The organism is Nocardia transvalensis NBRC 15921, assembly GCF_000308875.1.
Lineage (GTDB): Bacteria > Actinomycetota > Actinomycetes > Mycobacteriales > Mycobacteriaceae > Nocardia > Nocardia transvalensis.
The window spans coordinates 144,494-162,715 of the sequence record NZ_BAGL01000032.1 but is presented as its reverse complement, the minus strand read 5'-3'; the positions used below and the strand labels follow the sequence as shown (position 1 = coordinate 162,715).

Below are 18,222 nucleotides of genomic sequence, written 5' to 3'. Positions count from 1 at the left end.
TCGACGTGCCGATCACCATCAACATCAACGGCTGCCCCAACTCGTGCGGCCGTTCCCAGATCGCCGACATCGGCTTCAAGGGTCAGCTCGTCGACGACGGCAACGGGAATCAGGTGGAGGGCTTCCAGGTTCATCTGGGAGGCAGTCTCGGGTTCGACGCCGCCTTCGGACGCAAGCTGCGTCAGCACAAGGTGACCAGCGCCGAACTCGGTGACTACATCGAGCGTGTGGTGCGCAACTTCGCGAAGAACCGCGACGAGGGCGAGCGGTTCTCGCAGTGGGCCGTCCGCGCCGACGACGCCGACCTTCGGTAACGGGAGATATCAGCTATGGCAACCACAGTGGAGAAGCTGTCCGAGGACCAGCTGCGCGCGATCGCGGAAGACGGTGCGGCGCAACTGGGTTCGGAGGCCACCGCGCAGGAGCTGCTGCGGTGGACCGAGGAGACCTTCGGCAACGGCTACATCGTCGCCTCGAATATGCAGGACGCGGCGCTGGTACACCTCGCCGCGCAGGTGCACGCGGGCGTCGACGTGCTGTTCCTCGACACCGGCTATCACTTCGCCGAGACCATCGGCACCCGGGACGCGGTCGAGACCGTGTACGGCGTGAACATCGTGAACGTGCAGCCGGAAAACACTGTGGCGGAACAGGATCGACTGCTCGGCAAGGATCTGTTCGCACGTGACGCGGCCGAATGCTGCCGCCTCCGCAAAGTGGTGCCGCTGAAGAAGTCGCTGGCCGGCTACAACGCCTGGGTCACCGGCATCCGCCGCGTGGAGGCGCCCACCCGCGCCAACGCCCCCCTGATCTCCTTCGACGAGGGATTCGGCCTGGTGAAGATCAACCCGATCGCCGCCTGGTCCGACGACGAGATGGCCGACTACATCGAGAGCAACGGCATTCTCGTCAACCCCCTTGTCGAGGAGGGATATCCGTCCATCGGTTGCGCCCCGTGCACACGGAAGCCGGAACCGGGAGCCGATCCGCGAAGCGGCCGCTGGGCCGGCCTCGCCAAGACCGAATGCGGGTTACACGCCTCATGACCACAGCCACTGACACGCACTTCGACACCCTGGCCGCCCTCGAGAGCGAATCGATCCATATCTTCCGCGAGGTGGCGGGGGAGTTCGAGCGGCCGGTGATTCTGTTCTCCGGGGGTAAGGACTCCACGGTGCTGTTGCATCTGGCGCTCAAGGCCTTCTGGCCCGCGCCGTTGCCGTTCGCGCTGCTGCACGTCGATACCGGGCACAATCTGCCGGAGGTGCTGGAGTTTCGTGATCGCGTCGTCGAGAAGTACGGGCTGCGGCTGCATGTCGCGTCGGTCGAGCAGTATCTCGCCGACGGGCGGCTGACGGAGCGGGCCGACGGGATCCGCAATCCGCTGCAGACGGTGCCGCTGCTGGACGCCATCGCCGACAACCGCTTCGACGCGGTGTTCGGCGGCGGGCGCCGCGACGAGGAGCGCTCGCGCGCCAAGGAGCGCATTTTCTCGCTGCGTGACGCGTTCGGCCGCTGGGATCCCAAGCGCCAGCGCCCCGAGCTGTGGAATCTGTACAACGGCAAGCACGCCCCCGGCGAGCACGTCCGGGTGTTCCCGCTGAGCAACTGGACCGAGCTGGACATCTGGCGCTACATCGCCCGCGAGGACATCGAGCTGGCGACCATCTACTACGCCCACGAGCGCCCGGTCTACCAGCGCGACGGCATGTGGATGACGCCCGGCTCCTGGGGCGGCCCGGCCGACGGTGAGGACCTGGTCGTGAAGTCGGTGCGCTACCGCACCGTCGGCGACGGATCCACCACCGGCGCAATACTTTCCACCGCCGCGACCAACGAGGACATCCTCGCCGAGGTCGCCGCGTCGAGGCTCACCGAACGCGGCGCCACCCGCGGTGACGACCGGGTCTCGGAGGCCGCGATGGAAGACCGCAAGAGAGAAGGTTATTTCTGATGTCCGACCTGTTACGACTGGCCACCGCCGGCAGTGTCGACGACGGCAAGTCCACTCTGGTCGGACGCCTGCTCTACGACACCAAATCCGTGCTGGCCGACCAGATCGACGCCGTCACCCGGGCGTCGGTCGACAAGGGCCTGGCCACGCCGGACCTGTCGCTGCTCGTCGACGGCCTGCGCGCCGAGCGCGAGCAGGGCATCACGATCGATGTCGCGTACCGCTACTTCGCCACGCCGCGACGGACTTTCGTGCTCGCCGACACCCCCGGACACGTGCAGTACACGCGCAACACCGTCTCCGGCGCGTCGACCGCGCAGCTGGTCATCCTGCTGGTAGACGCGCGCAAGGGTGTCATCGAGCAGACCCGCCGCCATGCCGCGGTGATGGCGCTGCTGGGTGTGCCGAAGCTGGTCCTCGCCGTGAACAAGATCGATCTGGTCGACGACTCGGCCGGTGTCTTCGACAGGATCGCGACCGAATTCACCGAGCTGACAACGCGACTCGGCTGGTCGCCCGAGGACGTGGTGGAGATTCCGGTCTCGGCCCTGCACGGCGACAATATCGCCTCCCGCTCGGAGAACACCCCGTTCTACGACGGCCCCTCGCTCATCGAACACCTGGAATCGGTGCCGGTCGACGCCGACAGCTCCGGGAAACACCAAGTGGGCCTGCGCTTCCCGGTGCAGTACGTGATCCGGCCGCGCACCGCCGAGTACCCGGACTACCGCGGCTACGCGGGACAGGTCACGGCGGGTGTGGTGTCGAAGGGCGACGAGGTGGTCGTGCTGCCCTCGGGCACACGCAGCACCGTCGAGCGCATCGACACCGCCGACGGCGAACTGGCGTCCGCGCAGCCGGGCCGCAGCGTGACGCTGGTGCTGGCCGACGACGTGGACATCTCCCGCGGCGACACCATCGCCGCCGCGGCCGACGCGCCCGAGCCGATCGATACGTTCGACGCCACGGTGTGCTGGCTGGGCGACAAGCCGCTGCGCCCGGGCGCGCGGCTGCTGCTCAAGCACGGCACCCGCACCACCCAGGCGATCGTCGGCGCGCTGCTTGAGCGTTTCGACGAGCAGAACCTGGCCGCGGATCCGGATCCGGAGTCGCTGGGGCTCAACGATATCGGCCGTATCTCGGTGCGGGTCGCGGATCCGATCGTGGCCGACGACTACCGCGTCAACCGGCACACGGGTTCCTTCCTGCTGATCGATCCGGCCGGCGGGAACACCCTCGCCGCGGGTCTGGTGGGCGATGTCCTCACCGCCGTCGAGGTCGGCACGGAGTCCTGACGGTGGAACATCCCGCGGGCTTCGCGCCGCGCCCGGACGCCGGGCTCCTGCGCCGGGTGGGGGACCTGCGCCCGGATCTCGGCACGGCGGCGAAACCGGCACTCATCGCGGTCGCGCACGGTAGCCGGGATCCGCGGTCGGCGGCGACCGTGTCGGCGGTCGTGGCCGATATCGCCGCGCGCCGAAAAGATCTGGACGTGCGGCTGGCATTCCTCGATCTGAATACGCCGTCGGTCGAGCAGGTCGTGGATGCCGTTGCGGCGCAGGGGCATACCGAGGCCGTGGTGGTTCCGCTGCTGCTGGGCAGCGCCTTTCACGCGCGGGTCGACCTGCCGGGGATGCTCGCGGCGGCCCGCACCCGGCACCCGCGGCTGCGGCTGACTCAGGCGGATGTCCTGGGCGCGGACCCGCGGTTGGTCACGGCCCTGCGCGAGCGCGTCCGGTCCGCCGGGGCCGACCCCCGCGACGACCGTATCGGCATCGCCGTGGCCGCAGTCGGATCGTCGTCCCAGCAGGCCAATCGCCGCACCCGGGAGATCGGCGACCTCCTGGCCGCGGGGACCGCCTGGCACACCTCGGTCTGCTTCGCGACCACCGAACCGTCACTCCCCCAGGTGGTTTCGGATCTCTCCGGTCGCGGATGCGACCGAATCCTGGTCGCGCCCTGGTTCCTCGCCCCCGGCCTCCTCACCGACCGGTTGCGCACCGCCGCCCCGGCCCTGACCCACGCCCCCACGATCGGAGCCCATCCGCTCCTCACCGAGGTGGCCCTGGACCGCTACACGCGCGCCGCCACAGCCACATTCGAGCTGTCGGCCTGACCTGTGAATTCCGGCCGAAGGCACGCCGGAAACAGTCGCGACGGGTGCGGGGTGGTCAGTTGCGGAACCAGCGCTCGAGCACCATGGCTACGCCGTCTTCGGAGACGTCGGCGGTGACCTCGTCGGCGAGTTCGAGTGCCGGGTCGACGGCGTTGCCCATGGCTACCGAATGGGCTGCCCAGGAGAGCATTTCGCAGTCGTTGTAGCCGTCACCCACGGCGAGGGTGGCCTCCTGGGGGACGTCGAGTTCGCGGCGGAGTTGTTCCAGCGCCCAGCCTTTGGAGATGCCGATCTTGGAGGCCACCAGCCAGGGTTCGTGTTCGCCGTGCACCCAGCCCGCGCCGGGCAGGCTCTGCTCGCCCATGACCTGGACCATGTCGGCTAGGCTGCCGCCCGGCCACCAGCCGTTCAGGCGGGTGGTGGGTTCCAGGCTCAGGTCGCGGTCCTCCACGAAACGGAATTCGCCGAGCCGGAAACTGCCGGGATAGTAGCCGGTGGTCCAGGTGCCCACGCCGACCTTCTCCACCGACAGCACCATATCGGGAAACAGCGAACGCAGCACCGCCACTGCGGGTTCCGGATCGAAGGTGTGCACCGACAGCGGTTCCCAGTTCGAGATGTCCACGTGCACAGCGCCGTTGGAGCACAACGCGCGGCCCTCGTCCAATCCCAGCTCCTCCAGCACCAGCCGCGTCGCCAACAGGGTGCGGCCCGTGGTGATCACGACGTGCGCACCGGCCTCGGACGCGGCCCGCACCGCCTCGCGCACGCGCGGGCTGATGGGTGCGCCGGTGTTCAGGAGGGTGCCGTCCACATCGAGGGCTATCAGCTGGGGAATATCTGCCGTGTCCACGCGCCCATTGTTACCGATATCGCCGCCGCGACCTCATCGGCGTCCGCGTGTCACTCCCGGGCGGTACATGACGCGTCAATTAAATGTCCGGTTTCCGCCAGCTCCGGCCGCACGACATTGGTTGACTCGGTCCTGTCAGCGAAAACCGAAGACCTACAGGGAAAGTGATGACATCGATGAATGCTCGGTTCGAGTCCAAGGTCGTACTGATCACCGGCGCCAGCTCGGGTATCGGGGCGGCGGTGGCGCATCGCGTGGCCGCCGAGGGGGCCGCGGTGGTGCTGGGTTCGCGCGGAAAGGAGGCCGGCGACCGGGTTGCCGAGGGGATTCGGGCGGCGGGGGGCCGGGCGGTATTCGTGCCGACCGATGTGACCGTCTCCGACGACGTGGCCCGGTTGACGCAGACCGCGCTCGACGAATTCGGCAGGCTGGACGCGGCATTCAACAATGCCGGCGCGGTCACGGCCTTCGGCGCGATCCAGGACATCGAGGAGGCCGGCTGGCGCGGCGAGCTGGATCTGAATCTCACGGGCGTGTATTACGGTCTGCGCCATCAGATTCCGGCGATCCTGGGTTCCGGCGGCGGCGCGATCCTGAACAACGCGTCGAACCTCGGCGTGGTGGGCATGGGTTCCGTATCGCCCTACGTGGCGGCCAAGCACGGCGTCGTGGGGCTGACCCGCGCGGTGGCCCTGGAGACGGCCGCCCAGGGCGTGCGGGTGAACGCGCTGGTCTCGGGCGCGGTGGACACCCCGGCGTTCCGCTCGTCCATGGGCGCCACCCCTGAGGGCGAGGCGAGTGTCGCGGCCCTGCATCCCCTGGGCCGTATCGCCCGCCCCGACGAGATCGCCACCCTCTGCGCCTACCTCCTGAGCGACGAGGCCAGCTTCGTCACGGGGTCCGCGGTCGCTATCGACGGCGGGTTCACGGCACAGTAACCCTTTGCGGCCGAGCGCCTTCCGCTGCTCAGCGGTTATCCCGGGAAGGCGCAGCACAGCTCGGGTGCCGATCTGCGGCCGCGCGAATCTCGATGTGCGGCCGCAGGTTCCGGGCATCGCACCTTAACGAGCGAAGCAGCACAGGCGGCACTACTCTGCGGAACGGCCGTGTGCACGGCATGTCCCACCCGGCGCGGTACACGTCGGGGCGATCGTCTGGACGCGGCTCAGCGGCGCGATCCGCCCCCACCGCCGGAACCTCCACCGGAGCCACCGTGGGATGAGCCGCCGGAGGATCCGCCGGACTTCGATCCGCCACCGGAGTTTCCGCCGGTCGAGCTGCTCGACGAGTTTCCGCCCAGGCCACCGGATGTCGCGCCGCTGCTCGTGGAACCTCCTCCGCCGCCGGACGTCCCGCCACCACCGAAGCCGCCACCCACGGAACCCGCACTCCCACCGGACGTTGCGCCTCCGCCGATACCGCCGCTCGTGGAACCGCCACCGAACCCGCCGCCCACAGACCCTCCACTGCCGCCACCGGACGTCGCACCCTCACCGCCCGACGTCGCACCCCCACCTGCCGAACCCCCGCCGACACCACCGGATGTCGCACCCCCGCCGTCCCCACTACCAGCGGAACCAGAACCCCCACCGGCACCGGAACCCGATGCAGCACTGGAAGATCCATCACCGGAGGATGCCCCGCCCGCCGATGGCGTACCGGGGGTGCTCGCTCCCCCGGCCCCCGCGCCAACCCCTTGCGCGGAGCCACCACCCGACGACCCTCCGGAGGGTTGAGTAGCGGACCAGCCGTTACCGCCCGCGGAGCCGGTGCCCGTCGCGGCGATGGGAGCCGGCCCCTCGGATAGTCCGGTGCCGGAACCGGATCCACCGGCGCTGGCCGTGCCGGTGGCGCCTCCCGGCGTAGAGGACAGACCGGTACCGGGCGCGACGGGCCCGGGAGTGGAAACCCCTCGGGCGACGTCGGATTGGCTGCCCGGCTTTCGACCGGGCAGGCTGACGCTGGGGATCGTGCCGCCGGAGGACGCCGTGCCGACCGAGGAAGCGAACGGCAGCGGGTTGGTGAAGCGAGCCGGGTTGGCGTAGGTGGCCGTCTGGCGGAGGCTCACCGGATCGCAATGCGTGCCGGGGCCGCGATCGCGGACCGCACGCTCCACCGTCTGCGTCGCCGCCGATGCGACAGCCGAAACCGCCGCTGCCGCTGAACCGTTCGAACGCACTGCCGCGACCGTGGAGAGCAGTCCGTCCGCGCCGCCCGGCAGCCCGGGGCCGGCGTCGAGGTCCGCGAACACTTGCAGATCGCGGAACTGAGTACGCGCCCCGGTGGCGGGTCCGGCCAGCGCGGGAGCGAACTCCAGAGACGGACCGTCGGTGCCGATCGGCCCGCTCCCCAGCATCGTGGCCGCCGACATCGCCATGGCGGAAGCGACCGCGGCGCTGGACAACACCGCCGCGCCGCGCGCATAGCGACCCGGGCCGGCACCCGGGTCGGCCATCCGCGCGGCGGCGACGGCGGCACCGATGGCGGTGGTGTGCGCCGGATCCCGCGACAGCACCACGGGCGGCCCGAGTTCGCCCAGCACCTGTGCCACCTCGGGCGGCCGGGCGGCGCCGCCGACGAGCAGGATCCGGTCGATATCCCGCATCGTCAGCCCGGCGCCGTGCACGCACTTGCGCACCACGCGAAGGGAATTGCGCACGGTCCAGGTGCGTAATCGCGTCGTATCCCCGGCAGGAACGACCTTCGACACGGGCGTGACGCCCGGAGCGAGCGCGCGGGCGTACCGGGCCAGCACGGTCCCCAGCGGGCGACCGCCGTACTCGTGCGACCGCACCGGCCGGCCCAGGATTCCCCGCTTGTCGCGATCCCCCTCAGTGCGTACGACCGCGACATCGAGGCTGCTGCCTCCCAGGTCATAGACCAGCGTGAGCCCGGACTCGGACACGCCGTGCTCGGCATCCAGCCATTCGACGGCCGCGACCGGCTCCGGCATGAGCATCACGTCGGCGGCCCCGTGCCGAATCAGCGCCCGCCGCAAGGGCGACAGCCACCGTTCGGTGTAGCAGGCCGGGTAGGTGGCGACCGGCGCGGCGGCCGGTTCGTCGGCGTCGATGAGGCAGGCGATCACCGTGGCCACCAGATCGGACGGCGTCCACGTCCGCCCGTTCACGACGACCGGCTCGGTGAAGCGCGTGAGATCGGCGAAATCCGTTACCACAGGGGCGAATCGAGGCAGTCCGCCCATGCGCGCGCCACCCGCGCTGTCGAAGGTGACGGCCGTGCGGCGCACCCGCACGGAGGGCTGATCGTTCTCACCGGCTGCCGCTAGGACGGAGTTCACTGTGCCGATGCTCATGCCGAAGCCAACTGTCATTGCTATCCCGTCAACGCACCGAGACCACGGCCTCACGTAATCGAACCATGTGGTCGCGGTCGTTTACCAAACAGCGAGCACAGGTTAGCTGGTGGATATCGATCACGAATACCGAATGGGCGTAAAAGGTTTCATACCCACCGGTCTTTACGGCAAATTACCTGATAGATCGATTATCGAGCCTGTAAGGGCGACACGAAATCATGCCCGACCGGCAAATGGCTATCAAAACTAGCTACTTCACAGTAACCATCTGGAGATACCGACCGGTGTGCTGTGAAATGACGGAAACGATCACTGCGCGCCCGAATTCATCCGTCCAGTTCTAGATGGCTGAAAGGTTGCCAACCCTCGGAAGTGGAGCAATACCGGCAGATCGGCCATCGCAAACGAACCGCCCGGTTCGTCCAAAATGCCACCGCCGCAGGGTGAAACGAGGGCCTCCGGGGAGCCGTCGCATCCACGTCCGCTGTCCGCCCGATCCCCGTCGCGCCGGATCTCGGCGAACACACCGATCAGCGGGCTCGGCCTGACAGCTGCCGCGCCGGAGCGCCTGTCAGCGAATTATGGTGCGCCGAAGCGTGTTTCCACGGGCGATCGGTCGTCGGTCGACCGGGCGAGGAGTTGAATGCTGTCCTGGGCGCCGGACCCCTCGGCCGTCGTGACGACCACCACGGTCTGATCCGGTGAGCGGGCCGGGACGAGGACCTGCTTGGTCACGGTGAGCGGGCCAACCAGCGGATGGCGGATCTCGTAGGACTCCCCCTCGCACGGCCTGACGCTGTGGTCGGCCCACATCTCCGCGAACTCCGGGCTCTTCATCGACAATTCGCCGATCAGCGCGGCCAGCATCTCGTCGTCGGGATAGCGGCCCGCGACCAGTCGCAGATGTCCCACGACGGTGCGGGCCTTGCGACGCCAGTCCGCGTACAGCTCGCGGGTGTGCGGGTCGAGGAATACCAGTCGCGCCTGATTCGGCCTATCGGCGGGCCGCTCCGGCGCGGTGCGGTCGGTGTGGCCCGCGAGGAGTGCGTGCCCGAGCGGATTCCACGCCAGGATGTCGGTCCGGCGGCCGAGGACCAGCGCGGGCACGGTCGTGAACGCGCGCATCAGGTCGCGGGTCATGGGATCGAGCCGTTCCGGCGGCGGCCGGCGACGCGGGCGGCGGCGGCGTGCGGCCAGTTCGCGCAGGTGGGCGCGTTCGTGATCGTCGAGTCGCAGGGCGCCGGCGAGGGCCTCGAGGATCGCGTCGGAGGCGTTGTCGGACTGGCCCTGCTCCAAGCGCGTGTAATACGACACGCTCACCCCGGCGAGTTGCGCCAGTTCCTCCCGGCGCAGGCCTGCGACGCGGCGGCGCTCGGCGTAGTCGGGCAGGCCGACGTCCTCCGGGCGCAGGAGGGCACGCCGTGCGCGCAGGAACTCGCCCAGTCGTCCGCTCATGAGGCCAGTCTGCCTCGCGCGCCGGCGGGCAGCCTGACCCTGCCGGGGATAGGCACGGGCGGGGCTGGCACGCGGCCGCCCGGGCTCCGCACGCTGAGGTCACCGTCAGCGAAGGAGCAGAGCATGCACGACATCGTGCTGGGGGACGTCACCCTCACCCGGGTCATGGAGTACTTCGGTTCGGTGGAGATGTCACCGGACACCTTCTTTCCCGAGAGCCCCGAGGGGGCCTGGCAGGAGCCGTGGCTCGCGCCGGATTTCCTCGATCGGGACCGCGACGTCTGCGTGTCGGCCATCCAGACCTGGCTGCTGCGCAGTGCGGGGCGGACGATCCTGATCGATACCGGCGTCGGCAATCACAAGGAGCGGCCGCATTCGCCGGTCTGGCACCACCTGGACACCGACTTCCTCGGGAATCTCGACCGTGCCGGGGTGCGGCCCGAGGACGTGGATCTGGTGGTCAACACCCATCTGCACGTCGACCATGTCGGCTGGAACACGCGCCTGGACGGCGGTGACTGGGTGCCGACCTTCCCCAACGCCACCTACCTGATGCCTCGCGCGGACTTCGAGTTCTGGAATCCGGCGAACGGCCACGTGCCGGCGGTGGGGCGCGGCAATCAGAACGTCTTCGAGGACAGTGTGGCGCCCGTGCATCGGGACGGCCGGACCGTGCTGTGGGACGGCAGCTTCCGCATCGACGAGAATCTGCGGCTGGACGCGGCGCCCGGCCATACTCCCGGCTCGTCGGTGCTCACGCTCGAATCGGGTGGTGACCGTGCGCTTTTCGTCGGAGATCTGCTGCATACCGCGATGCAGATCGTCCATCCCGATACCAACAGCTGTTTCTGTGAGGATCCGGCGGAGGCCAGGGCCACCCGGCGGCGACTGCTCGGAGGGGCCGCGGATTCGAATGCGCTGCTGTTCCCGGCGCACCTCGGCGGGCACGGCGGGGCCGAGATCACCCGCGACGGTGACCGTTTCGCCATCAAGCAATGGGCTCCTTTCGCCCGCCTCTGACTATTTCGACAGGAGAATTCGGTGTCCGATCCGATCGTCACCACCACCGCGGGAGCGGTCCGCGGGCGCGCCGTCGACGGCGCGCGGGTTTACCTCGATATCCCTTATGCCGCACCGCCGGTCGGGGCCGCGCGGTTCGCCGCGCCGCAGCCGCACGAACCGTGGCATGAGGTGCGCGACGGGACTCGCCCCGGGCCGACCGCGCCGCAGCCGCATCGCGGTGGGTTCGGAAAGCTCGATATGTCACCGTATTTCGGGGCCGGATGGGTGCCCGGGGCGGACTATCTGACGCTCAATGTGTGGGCTCCGCCGGATGCCCGGGACAAGCCGGTCATGGTGTTCGTGCACGGCGGCGGGTTCGTCAGCGGCTCCACGCGGACGCCGCTGTACGACGGGACGGCTTTCGCCCGCGACGGCGTCGTGCTGGTGACGGTCAACTACCGGCTGGGTATCGCCGGTTTCCTCGATCTGCCGGGCGCACCGGCCAATCGCGGGCTGCTCGACATCGTCGCGGCATTGCGGTGGGTGCGAGAGAATATCGCCGCGTTCGGGGGTGATCCGGGTGCTGTCACCGTATTCGGGCAGTCGGCGGGGGCGACGCTCACCGGGGCCCTGCTGGCCACGCCCGACGCGGACGGGTTGTTCCAGCGGGCCATCGTGCAGAGCGGGAACGGGCTGGGGGCGTTCGCACCGGAGCAGGCGGAACGAGTTGCCCGGGCGGCGGCAGCCGCACTCGGAATACCTTGTACAGCTGAGGCTTTCGGTGACGTACCGGATGACCGGCTGATCGATGTCGTGCCACGACTCGGCGGCTTGGACCTGCGTACGGCCACCCGATTCGATCCACTGGCAGGGCTGAGCCCGTTCAGCATCGTGCTGGACGAGCAGCCCGCCGAGTCCGTGGCGGCGGGTGCGGGTTCCCGGGTGGCGCTGATCGTCGGCACCAACACCCAGGAAGGCAATCTCTACCTTGTGCCGCAGGGGAATTCGCCGACGCTCGATGAGGTACGTGCCACCGCCGCACAGCTGGCCGCCGATCCCGAAACCGTGCTGGCACGGTACCGCGCCACGCGTCCGCGGGCAGATCTCGGCGAACTGCGGTCGGCGATCCTGGGCGACGCCCTGTTCGGCATCGGCAGCCGCCGTCTCATCGAGGCGCACTCGACCCACCCCGCACCGACATACAGTTACGAATTCTCTTGGCAATCCGGGGCTTTGGGTGGTCTGCTCGGCGCGGCCCACGGCGTGGAGGTTCCGTACGTCTTCGACACCCTGGACATCCCGGCCCTCCACGGCCCCACCGGACTACTCGGCCCGCATCCCAGTCCCACGCTGGCCGCCCACATGCACAATGCCTGGGTGGATTTCGCACGTACCGGTGATCCGCGCTGGTCGCCGTCCCGGACACACCGATTCACTGGCTAGGCAACCTCCGGACCGAGCATCCCGCACCCAACTTGACCTCAACGCATATTGAGGTTCGAAGCTGTGTGCATGCGCGCGATCAGAGTGAGTCGATTCGGTGGCCCTGACGTCCTGGAGCTGGTCGAAGATCTGCCGAGTCCGGCGCCCGGCACAGGTGAGGTGCTGGTGGATGTGGCAGTGGTCGGCGTCGGCTGGCTCGACACACGGATTCGGGCGGGCGAGGGCCCGCCGGTGTTCGAGGTGGACCTTCCCTTCGTGCCGGGCAGTGCGGTGGCCGGCCGGGTCAGCGCGGTTGGTCCAGGTGTAGACCGCACCTGGCTGAACACGGTGGTGGTCACTCACGCGGCCGGCGGCTACGGCGGTGGATACGCCGATACCGTCCGCGCTTCGGTGGACGCGACGTTTCCCCTCCCGGAGGGTCTCGATGCCCGTACCGCGGTGGCAGTGCTCGACGACGGCAGCACGGCCTTGGCTCTGCTGGAGAACACACCGGTCGCGCCTGGTGATCTCGTGTTGGTGCAGCCCGGCCTGGGGGGTCTGGGCAGTTTGCTGGTGCAGTTGGCCACGACGGCGGGGGCTCGGGTGATCGCGGCGGTCCGTGGGCCGGAGAAGGTTGCTCGCGCACGACGTCTGGGTGTGGCGGCAGTGGACTATTCGGATCCGGACGTCACGGCACAACTGTCGGTGATCACCGGCGGGCGGAAACTCGACGTCGTATTCGACGGCATCGGGGGATCGCTCGGAGCGGCTTCCTCGGCGCTGCTCGACGACGGCGGCCGGTTCTCCGGCTACGGCATGACGAGCGGCGCCGAGACTCTCGTGGATGTCGCGGCACGTCGGCGGCTGACGGTCACCGACATGTCTCAGCTCCCCACGTTCTGGCCCGACGCCCCCCGCCGAGTCCGGCAGGTGCTGGCCGAAGCGGCTGCCGACAGGCTGGTTCCGATCGTCGGGCAGACCTACGCGCTCGAGGACGCCGTCACCGCGCACGCCGACATCGAAGCCCGTTCGGTCGTCGGCAAGAGTCTGCTGTTGGTGTAGCGACCTTGCTCCGCCGTGAAGACGCCCCGCGCCCCGGCCTCAGGGAAGGACGGGGCGCGGGACCTGCAGGGGGAACGGGATCAGGTGCGGGCCAGGAGCTTTCGTTTCCACCAGGGGCGGGAGGTGGCGCCGCCGCGGATGGCGGCGGGGCGGCGGGTGGTGATCAGGTGGTCGAAATCGGCCGCGCTGGAGGCGGGTTCGGGGAGGCGGCCGGCGTTGAAGTCGTCGACCAGTTGACGCACGGTCTCCTGGGCGCAGGACTTGTTGGTGCCGATGAAACCGGTCGGGCCGCGCTTGATCCAGCCCGTCACGTAGGTGGCGGGGAATACCGCGCCGTCCGGGGCATCGAGTACCCGGCCCTCGCGGTTCGGGATGACGTTCGCCTTCTCGTCGAAGGGCAGTCCGGGCAGCGCCACGCCGCGGTAGCCGACCGAGGTCAGCACCAGGCCCGCGTCGAGGGTTTCGGTCTCGCCGGTGCCGACGGCGCGAGTGGTCCCGTCGTCGCCGGTGCGAAGGTCGTTGCGCTCCAACTCGATTCCGGTCACCCGGTCGGCGCCGAGCAGGGCGGTCGGCGACGACAGGTAGCGGAAGACGATGCGCTTGCGCGCGCCCACCGGCCGATCGGCCGCACCGCGCAGCAGGCGCAGCTTCTGCTCCACCTTCTGCGGCATGCCCGCGACCGTCTCGGGTACCTGGCCGTCCACGACGATATCCACGTCCGCACCGAGCAGGCCGACGAATTCCGGCACCGTGAAGGCGGATTCGGCCGGACCGCGGCGGCCGACGATCACGACTTCCTCGATCTTGCTGTGCCGCAGCGCATCCAGCGCCGCGGGCGATACATCGGTGCCGGACAAGGTCTCCGGGTCGACGGTCAGGATGCGGGCGACGTCGAGCGCCACATTGCCGTTGCCCACGATCACCGCGCGGCGCTGGGACAGGTCGAACTCGCGCCCGGCGTGATCGGGATGCCCGTTGTACCAGGCCACGAATTCGGTGGCGGAGACGCTGCCGGGCAGTCCCTCACCGGGGACGCCGAGCTTGCGATCGGCCGAGGCGCCCACCGCGTAGATCACCGCGTGGAAGTGATCCAGCAGGTCGGCATGCGAAATATGCTCGCCCACGGCCACATTCAGATACGAGCCGAAGCCGGGCTGGGCGGAGATCACGTCGAACAGCCGGCTCACCTGCCGGGTGCGGGTGTGATCGGGCGCCACGCCGTGCCGGGCCAGGCCGTAGGGCACGGGCAGCCGGTCGAAGACCGTCACCGACACACCGGGCTGGGTCAGCAGTTCGTCGGCGGCGTACATGGCCGAGGGACCCGAGCCGACCACGGCGACGCGCATCGGCCCGTGGCCGGACTCGACCTTCGCCGCCGGGATCGGCTTCGCGAGCAGCGCCCGCGGGCGGGCCTGCCGGTAGAAGTCGGCGTTGATCTCGATGAATGGCAGCTGCTCGTCGGTCAGCTTCTTCGACGAGGCGATGGCGTCCACCGGGCACGCCGTGGCGCACGCGCCGCAGTCCACGCACGCCTTCGGGTCGACGTACAGCATCTCGGCCGTCAGGAAGTCGGGCTCGTCCGGCGTCGGGTGAATGCAGTTGACCGGGCAGGCGTACACGCACGAGGCGTCACTACAGCACGACTGCGTGACAACGTAGGGCATCGGCCGGCCCGCTCAGCCCGCCCGTGCGGAGCGCAGCGGCTCCGACCGGTACCGGGTGGTGTGGCCGTCGATCTTCAGGGCCTTCCACACGCCCTTGGCGATCGGGTTCATCAGGCCGATGTCCTTGGCGAGCGTGCGCACGTCACCGAAGAAGTCGCTGAACTCCCGCTTGGCTTCCTTGGTGCCGTAGAACAGCTCCTTGCGGACGTAGTCCGGAATATCGAATTCCTTCCAGAACGACCGCGGCGGTGTGTAGATCGAGCGGCCCAGGATCCACATGACGATCGGCATCAGCAGCGAGAGCGCGAACTTGTTGGCCTTGGACGTCTCCGGCACGTGGTTCTTGAGGAACTCGTGCGCGAAGGAGATGTGCCGCGCCTCCTCGGCCACGTGAATGGCCATGACGCCGCGCATGATCGGGTGAATCTCCTCGCCGGAGCGCAGGATCGCCTTCTGGATGTGGTCGATCGGCTCCTCGCCGGCGAGCACCGCCATGAAGAACAGGTTCGGGAACCGCGCGGCCACCGGGGCGCCGATGTACTTGAACTTGCTCACCAGCGGACCCATACCCGGGACGTCCAGGCCGATGCGGTTCACCATCTCCTGGAACATCAGGGTGTGGTTGTGCTCCTCGATCATCTCGTGGGAGCAGTAGCGGAACTCGGGGGACCCGTTGGGGAGCCCGAAGTTGTGCGTCACCATGCCGCTGATGAGGATGGACTCGAACTGCAAGCCGACCTTGGCGACGTTGGCCTGGCGGTACTTGCCGATGGCGATCTTCCGCTCCAGCGGCAGCGCCTGGTACCACGGGTGGCGGCCGAGCGCGTCACCGGAGACGGGCAGCACCCAGCGCTCCTCGCCGGCATCGGCGGCGAAGTCCGGATTGTCCCAGTCGATATCCTCGAACGGGTCGAAGTGCTTGTTGACCGACCCCTCGGACAGCAGCATCAGCTTCTGGGCGTACTCCTGAGCCTGAGCGACCACGGGGTCGAGGTCGTTGGTAGCGGCAACCGACATCGTCGTCACAGCCTCTCCGGGTTTGCACGGTTAACTGTTTCCCATAGTTACACCAACGACGACGGGGGTCAATAGTGACCCGGTGGTAGTTCGGATTCGAGTGCACACTTGTGCACTGAAATGGCGCTGACGTGAGCGGGGTTCGCAGGTCAGAGGGTTTCCGGTCGTACTTGACCCGCAGGTAACGTGTTCCGCATCACGTCAACGTTCGTCCGCTATTGGTGAGAGTGCCCGTGGGGGTTCCCGGCCAAAAGCGCGCCGGGAAATGAGGAGGGCTCGTGCCGGGAAATGGGAGGGCTCCGGGAAAGAGGAACGCTCCCCACCGAGGGTGGGGAGCGTTCACTACTCCGCCGCGCAAGCGGGAGTCGTCTATATAGGGGCGGTCATCCGTAGAGGTGGATCAGGCAGGCGTCGTTGGTTATCGCGCCTACGCTGACCGCGTCGCCGGCGGGGGCGGTGGCTACGAACAGGGCCGCGCCGGCGGTGACCGAGGCGGTGATCACCGCTCGGGTGAGGCGGCGGCCGAGGAGGCGGCCGCTCGCCGCCCGGACGGTGCCGCCGCTCCACCACGCCCGGCGCTGGCCGACGCCGCCGTGCTCGGCCTCCGAGGCGCGGCGCGCGAGGATGGCGGCGCCCTCGGCGACCGTGCGTTCCGGATCGGGCGCCACGATCACCGGGCGGGCCAGGGCGGCCGCGAGCACCGCGGCGACCTCCGGCGGCCGGGCCGCACCGCCGATCACGAGGACGCGGTCGACGTCGGCCATCGTGACGTCGGCGACGCGCAGGCATTCGTAGACGACGTCGAGCGACTTGCGGACGTGGGCCGTGCGCCGCTCGGTGATCACCGCGTCGGTGGCGACATGCGGGGTCTCGGCGGACCGCCAGTCGGCCCGCCGCGCCATCTGGGCACCGAACGCGCGGCCGCCGAAGTCGGTGGAGCGCAACGACTCTCCGACCACCGGATTGCGGGGCGCGCCCGCCCCGACCCGGACCAGCGTGACCCGCAACCCCGATCCGCCCAGGTCGTAGACCAGTGCGAGGCCGGGCATCAGCGGACCGCACGTCTCCTCCAGCCAGGCCGTGGCCGCGATCGGCTCCGCGGCCAGCACCGCATGCCGCAACCCCACGGCATCCAGGGCCTCGCGCAGATCGTCCACGCGCTGCGGCGGATAGCCGACCGGGTGGGTGACGGTGATGCCGTGCTCGGGCTCCGGCGCGGCGCCGAGCACATCCGACAGCACGCTCGACGCGACCGTCGCCACCAGATCGGCGGCCGACAGCGCCCGATGGCCGACCCGCGCGTTCGGCGTCCCGCGCTGGGTGAGATCGGCGAAATCGGTGATGGCCCGGCCGTGTTTGGGGATGCGGCCGACCCGGGCGGTGCCCGTGCTGTCGAAGGTGAGGGTGGTGCGCCAGGTGGCCGGGGGCCCGTTTCTGTTCCCACCTCCGTTTTCCACGGCGCACACCGTATTGACCGTGCCGATACTGACTCCGAGCCCAACCGTCATCACGTCCACCCTCGTTCGACGAGCCTTTATAGAACCGTGATTCGACCCGGAACAAGGCAACCATTGTGCTGAAAGATTGCCAACCACCGGACAAGCGGTTGTCCGCCCGAGCGCCGGTTGTGAGGTGCGCTACATATCGAGCCGATATACGCGCGTCGAGCTGGGTGATCATGATCGTCGGGGCACGGTGTTCCCGGCGGCGGTGACGAGGAGGTGACGTCCGGCGCCGGTTTGCCGGGATCGCGGAAGGCCTCACTCGCCGCAGATCTCGTCCACCATCGCCGCCGCCTGCTCCTCCCACTGCGCGTACGCCTGCGGATGGGCCGAGGCCTGCGTGGCCTGCGCGGACTCCCACAGCGGCAGCTCCCGGAAATCCGGCGCCCGCGCGACGAGGCCGTCGAGGAACGCGCCCGCGGCGTAGGCCGGGTCGGTCAGTTCGTCCGGAATTCCCCAGCCGCTGGAGGGCCGCTGCTGGAACAGGCCCAGCGAATCGTTGTCGACGGCTTCGGTGAGGTTCTCCAGCAACGATTCCTGGAGGGCGGTCGCCAGCGCGATCACCGCCGCGTAGACGGGCAGGCCACGATCGCGGGCGACCGAGACGATCACGCGCGCGTTGTCCCACTGCGGCGGGCTCGGCGTGAAACGCTGCTGGGCACCGGTCACCGTGCGCGGCAACACGTCCGCCGGTGTCGGACGGAGGTACGGATCATGGAGCGACGGACGAAGATCGGGATCGTGGTGCGAGGAACGGCGATAGGGATCGCGCGGCTCCGGCGCGACGGCCGGAGCGCTGTAACTTCGGACGAGTTCCGGCTCGTCCACGACGCGCTCGTCCGGTCCCGACACCGAG

At 69.2% G+C, this 18,222-nt stretch carries 15 protein-coding genes and 1 pseudogene; 9 read left to right on the top strand and 7 right to left on the bottom strand.

What is annotated here, in order from left to right:
- From ON41_RS10570 to ON41_RS10550, 5 genes and pseudogenes are all read left to right on the top strand, one after another.
- Window positions 1-314: pseudogene (locus ON41_RS10570) on the top strand (nitrite/sulfite reductase); the annotation flags it as partial.
- Between the two features lie 15 nt (window positions 315-329).
- Window positions 330-1,046 (top strand): phosphoadenylyl-sulfate reductase, encoded by a 717-nt coding sequence (locus ON41_RS10565; RefSeq protein ID WP_040747213.1) that lies wholly within the window; start codon window positions 330-332, stop codon window positions 1,044-1,046.
- Window positions 1,025-1,954 (top strand): sulfate adenylyltransferase subunit CysD, encoded by a 930-nt coding sequence (cysD, locus tag ON41_RS10560; protein ID WP_051161202.1) that lies wholly within the window; start codon window positions 1,025-1,027, stop codon window positions 1,952-1,954. Before ON41_RS10565 ends, cysD begins: the two co-directional genes overlap by 22 nt.
- Window positions 1,954-3,249 carry a sulfate adenylyltransferase subunit 1 gene (locus ON41_RS10555; RefSeq protein WP_040747210.1) on the top strand — a complete coding sequence of 432 codons (1,296 nt, stop codon included), beginning with the start codon at window positions 1,954-1,956 and terminating at the stop codon, window positions 3,247-3,249. The genes cysD and ON41_RS10555 overlap by 1 nt, the downstream gene beginning before the upstream one ends.
- A 65-nt stretch (window positions 3,250-3,314) precedes the next feature.
- A complete protein-coding gene (locus ON41_RS10550; protein ID WP_051161216.1) occupies window positions 3,315-4,070 on the top strand; it encodes a sirohydrochlorin chelatase in 756 nt (251 codons plus the stop codon).
- Between the two features lie 55 nt (window positions 4,071-4,125).
- Here ON41_RS10550 and ON41_RS10545 read toward each other — a convergent pair whose 3' ends face one another.
- Complete coding sequence (locus ON41_RS10545) at window positions 4,126-4,923, bottom strand: HAD family hydrolase (RefSeq protein WP_040747208.1); 798 nt, start codon at window positions 4,921-4,923, stop codon at window positions 4,126-4,128.
- 167 nt (window positions 4,924-5,090) lie between these two features.
- On the opposite strand from ON41_RS10545, the gene ON41_RS10540 reads away from it, so the two are divergent.
- Entirely contained in the window at window positions 5,091-5,861 is a 771-nt protein-coding gene (locus ON41_RS10540; protein ID WP_373281334.1) for an SDR family NAD(P)-dependent oxidoreductase, read from the top strand.
- Between the two features lie 227 nt (window positions 5,862-6,088).
- On the opposite strand, the gene ON41_RS43385 is transcribed toward ON41_RS10540, so the two are convergent.
- A complete protein-coding gene (locus tag ON41_RS43385; protein WP_051161201.1) occupies window positions 6,089-8,239 on the bottom strand; it encodes an Hsp70 family protein in 2,151 nt (716 codons plus the stop codon).
- Window positions 8,240-8,821: 582 nt separating this feature from the next.
- Complete coding sequence (locus tag ON41_RS10525; protein ID WP_040747205.1) at window positions 8,822-9,697, bottom strand: helix-turn-helix transcriptional regulator; 876 nt, start codon at window positions 9,695-9,697, stop codon at window positions 8,822-8,824.
- Between the two features lie 123 nt (window positions 9,698-9,820).
- On the opposite strand from ON41_RS10525, the gene ON41_RS10520 reads away from it, so the two are divergent.
- The 3 genes from ON41_RS10520 to ON41_RS10510 all read left to right on the top strand — a co-directional run bounded on the left by ON41_RS10520 (window position 9,821) and on the right by ON41_RS10510 (window position 13,183).
- Window positions 9,821-10,717, top strand: a complete 897-nt coding sequence (locus tag ON41_RS10520; RefSeq protein WP_040747203.1) for an MBL fold metallo-hydrolase — start codon at window positions 9,821-9,823, stop codon at window positions 10,715-10,717.
- Window positions 10,718-10,738: 21 nt separating this feature from the next.
- Window positions 10,739-12,142: a carboxylesterase/lipase family protein gene (locus ON41_RS10515; protein ID WP_051161200.1), complete on the top strand. Its 1,404-nt coding sequence runs from the start codon at window positions 10,739-10,741 to the stop codon at window positions 12,140-12,142.
- 69 nt (window positions 12,143-12,211) lie between these two features.
- The gene (locus ON41_RS10510) at window positions 12,212-13,183 is read left to right on the top strand and encodes a zinc-binding dehydrogenase (RefSeq protein ID WP_040747202.1); all 972 of its coding nucleotides are present in this window, start codon (window positions 12,212-12,214) and stop codon (window positions 13,181-13,183) included.
- A gap of 80 nt (window positions 13,184-13,263) precedes the next feature.
- Here the strand turns inward: ON41_RS10510 and ON41_RS10505 are convergent, their stop codons facing one another.
- From ON41_RS10505 to ON41_RS10490, 4 genes are all read right to left on the bottom strand, one after another.
- Window positions 13,264-14,847, bottom strand: coding sequence for an FAD-dependent oxidoreductase (locus ON41_RS10505; protein ID WP_040747201.1), 1,584 nt, complete (start codon window positions 14,845-14,847; stop codon window positions 13,264-13,266).
- A 12-nt stretch (window positions 14,848-14,859) separates the two neighbouring features.
- The gene (locus ON41_RS10500) at window positions 14,860-15,864 is read right to left on the bottom strand and encodes an AurF N-oxygenase family protein (RefSeq protein ID WP_040747293.1); all 1,005 of its coding nucleotides are present in this window, start codon (window positions 15,862-15,864) and stop codon (window positions 14,860-14,862) included.
- A 383-nt stretch (window positions 15,865-16,247) separates the two neighbouring features.
- Entirely contained in the window at window positions 16,248-17,372 is a 1,125-nt protein-coding gene (locus ON41_RS10495; RefSeq protein WP_051161213.1) for an Hsp70 family protein, read from the bottom strand.
- A 252-nt stretch (window positions 17,373-17,624) separates the two neighbouring features.
- A complete protein-coding gene (locus ON41_RS10490; RefSeq protein ID WP_051161199.1) occupies window positions 17,625-18,218 on the bottom strand; it encodes a hypothetical protein in 594 nt (197 codons plus the stop codon).
- Window positions 18,219-18,222: the final 4 nt, after the last annotated feature.

Excerpts from the sequence above, each read along its gene's own strand:
- ON41_RS43385 (WP_051161201.1), bottom strand. The coding sequence starts at position 8,239 with ATGAGCATCGGCACAGTGAACTCCGTCCTAGCGGCAGCCGGTGAGAAC.
- ON41_RS10565 (WP_040747213.1), top strand. The coding sequence starts at position 330 with ATGGCAACCACAGTGGAGAAGCTGTCCGAGGACCAGCTGCGCGCGATC.
- ON41_RS10500 (WP_040747293.1), bottom strand. The coding sequence starts at position 15,864 with ATGTCGGTTGCCGCTACCAACGACCTCGACCCCGTGGTCGCTCAGGCT.
- ON41_RS10525 (WP_040747205.1), bottom strand. The coding sequence starts at position 9,697 with ATGAGCGGACGACTGGGCGAGTTCCTGCGCGCACGGCGTGCCCTCCTG.
- ON41_RS10520 (WP_040747203.1), top strand. The coding sequence starts at position 9,821 with ATGCACGACATCGTGCTGGGGGACGTCACCCTCACCCGGGTCATGGAG.
- ON41_RS10540 (WP_373281334.1), top strand. The coding sequence starts at position 5,091 with ATGACATCGATGAATGCTCGGTTCGAGTCCAAGGTCGTACTGATCACC.
- ON41_RS10495 (WP_051161213.1), bottom strand. The coding sequence starts at position 17,372 with ATGACGGTTGGGCTCGGAGTCAGTATCGGCACGGTCAATACGGTGTGC.
- ON41_RS10505 (WP_040747201.1), bottom strand. The coding sequence starts at position 14,847 with ATGCCCTACGTTGTCACGCAGTCGTGCTGTAGTGACGCCTCGTGCGTG.
- ON41_RS10555 (WP_040747210.1), top strand. The coding sequence starts at position 1,954 with ATGTCCGACCTGTTACGACTGGCCACCGCCGGCAGTGTCGACGACGGC.
- cysD (WP_051161202.1), top strand. The coding sequence starts at position 1,025 with ATGCGGGTTACACGCCTCATGACCACAGCCACTGACACGCACTTCGAC.
- ON41_RS10510 (WP_040747202.1), top strand. The coding sequence starts at position 12,212 with ATGCGCGCGATCAGAGTGAGTCGATTCGGTGGCCCTGACGTCCTGGAG.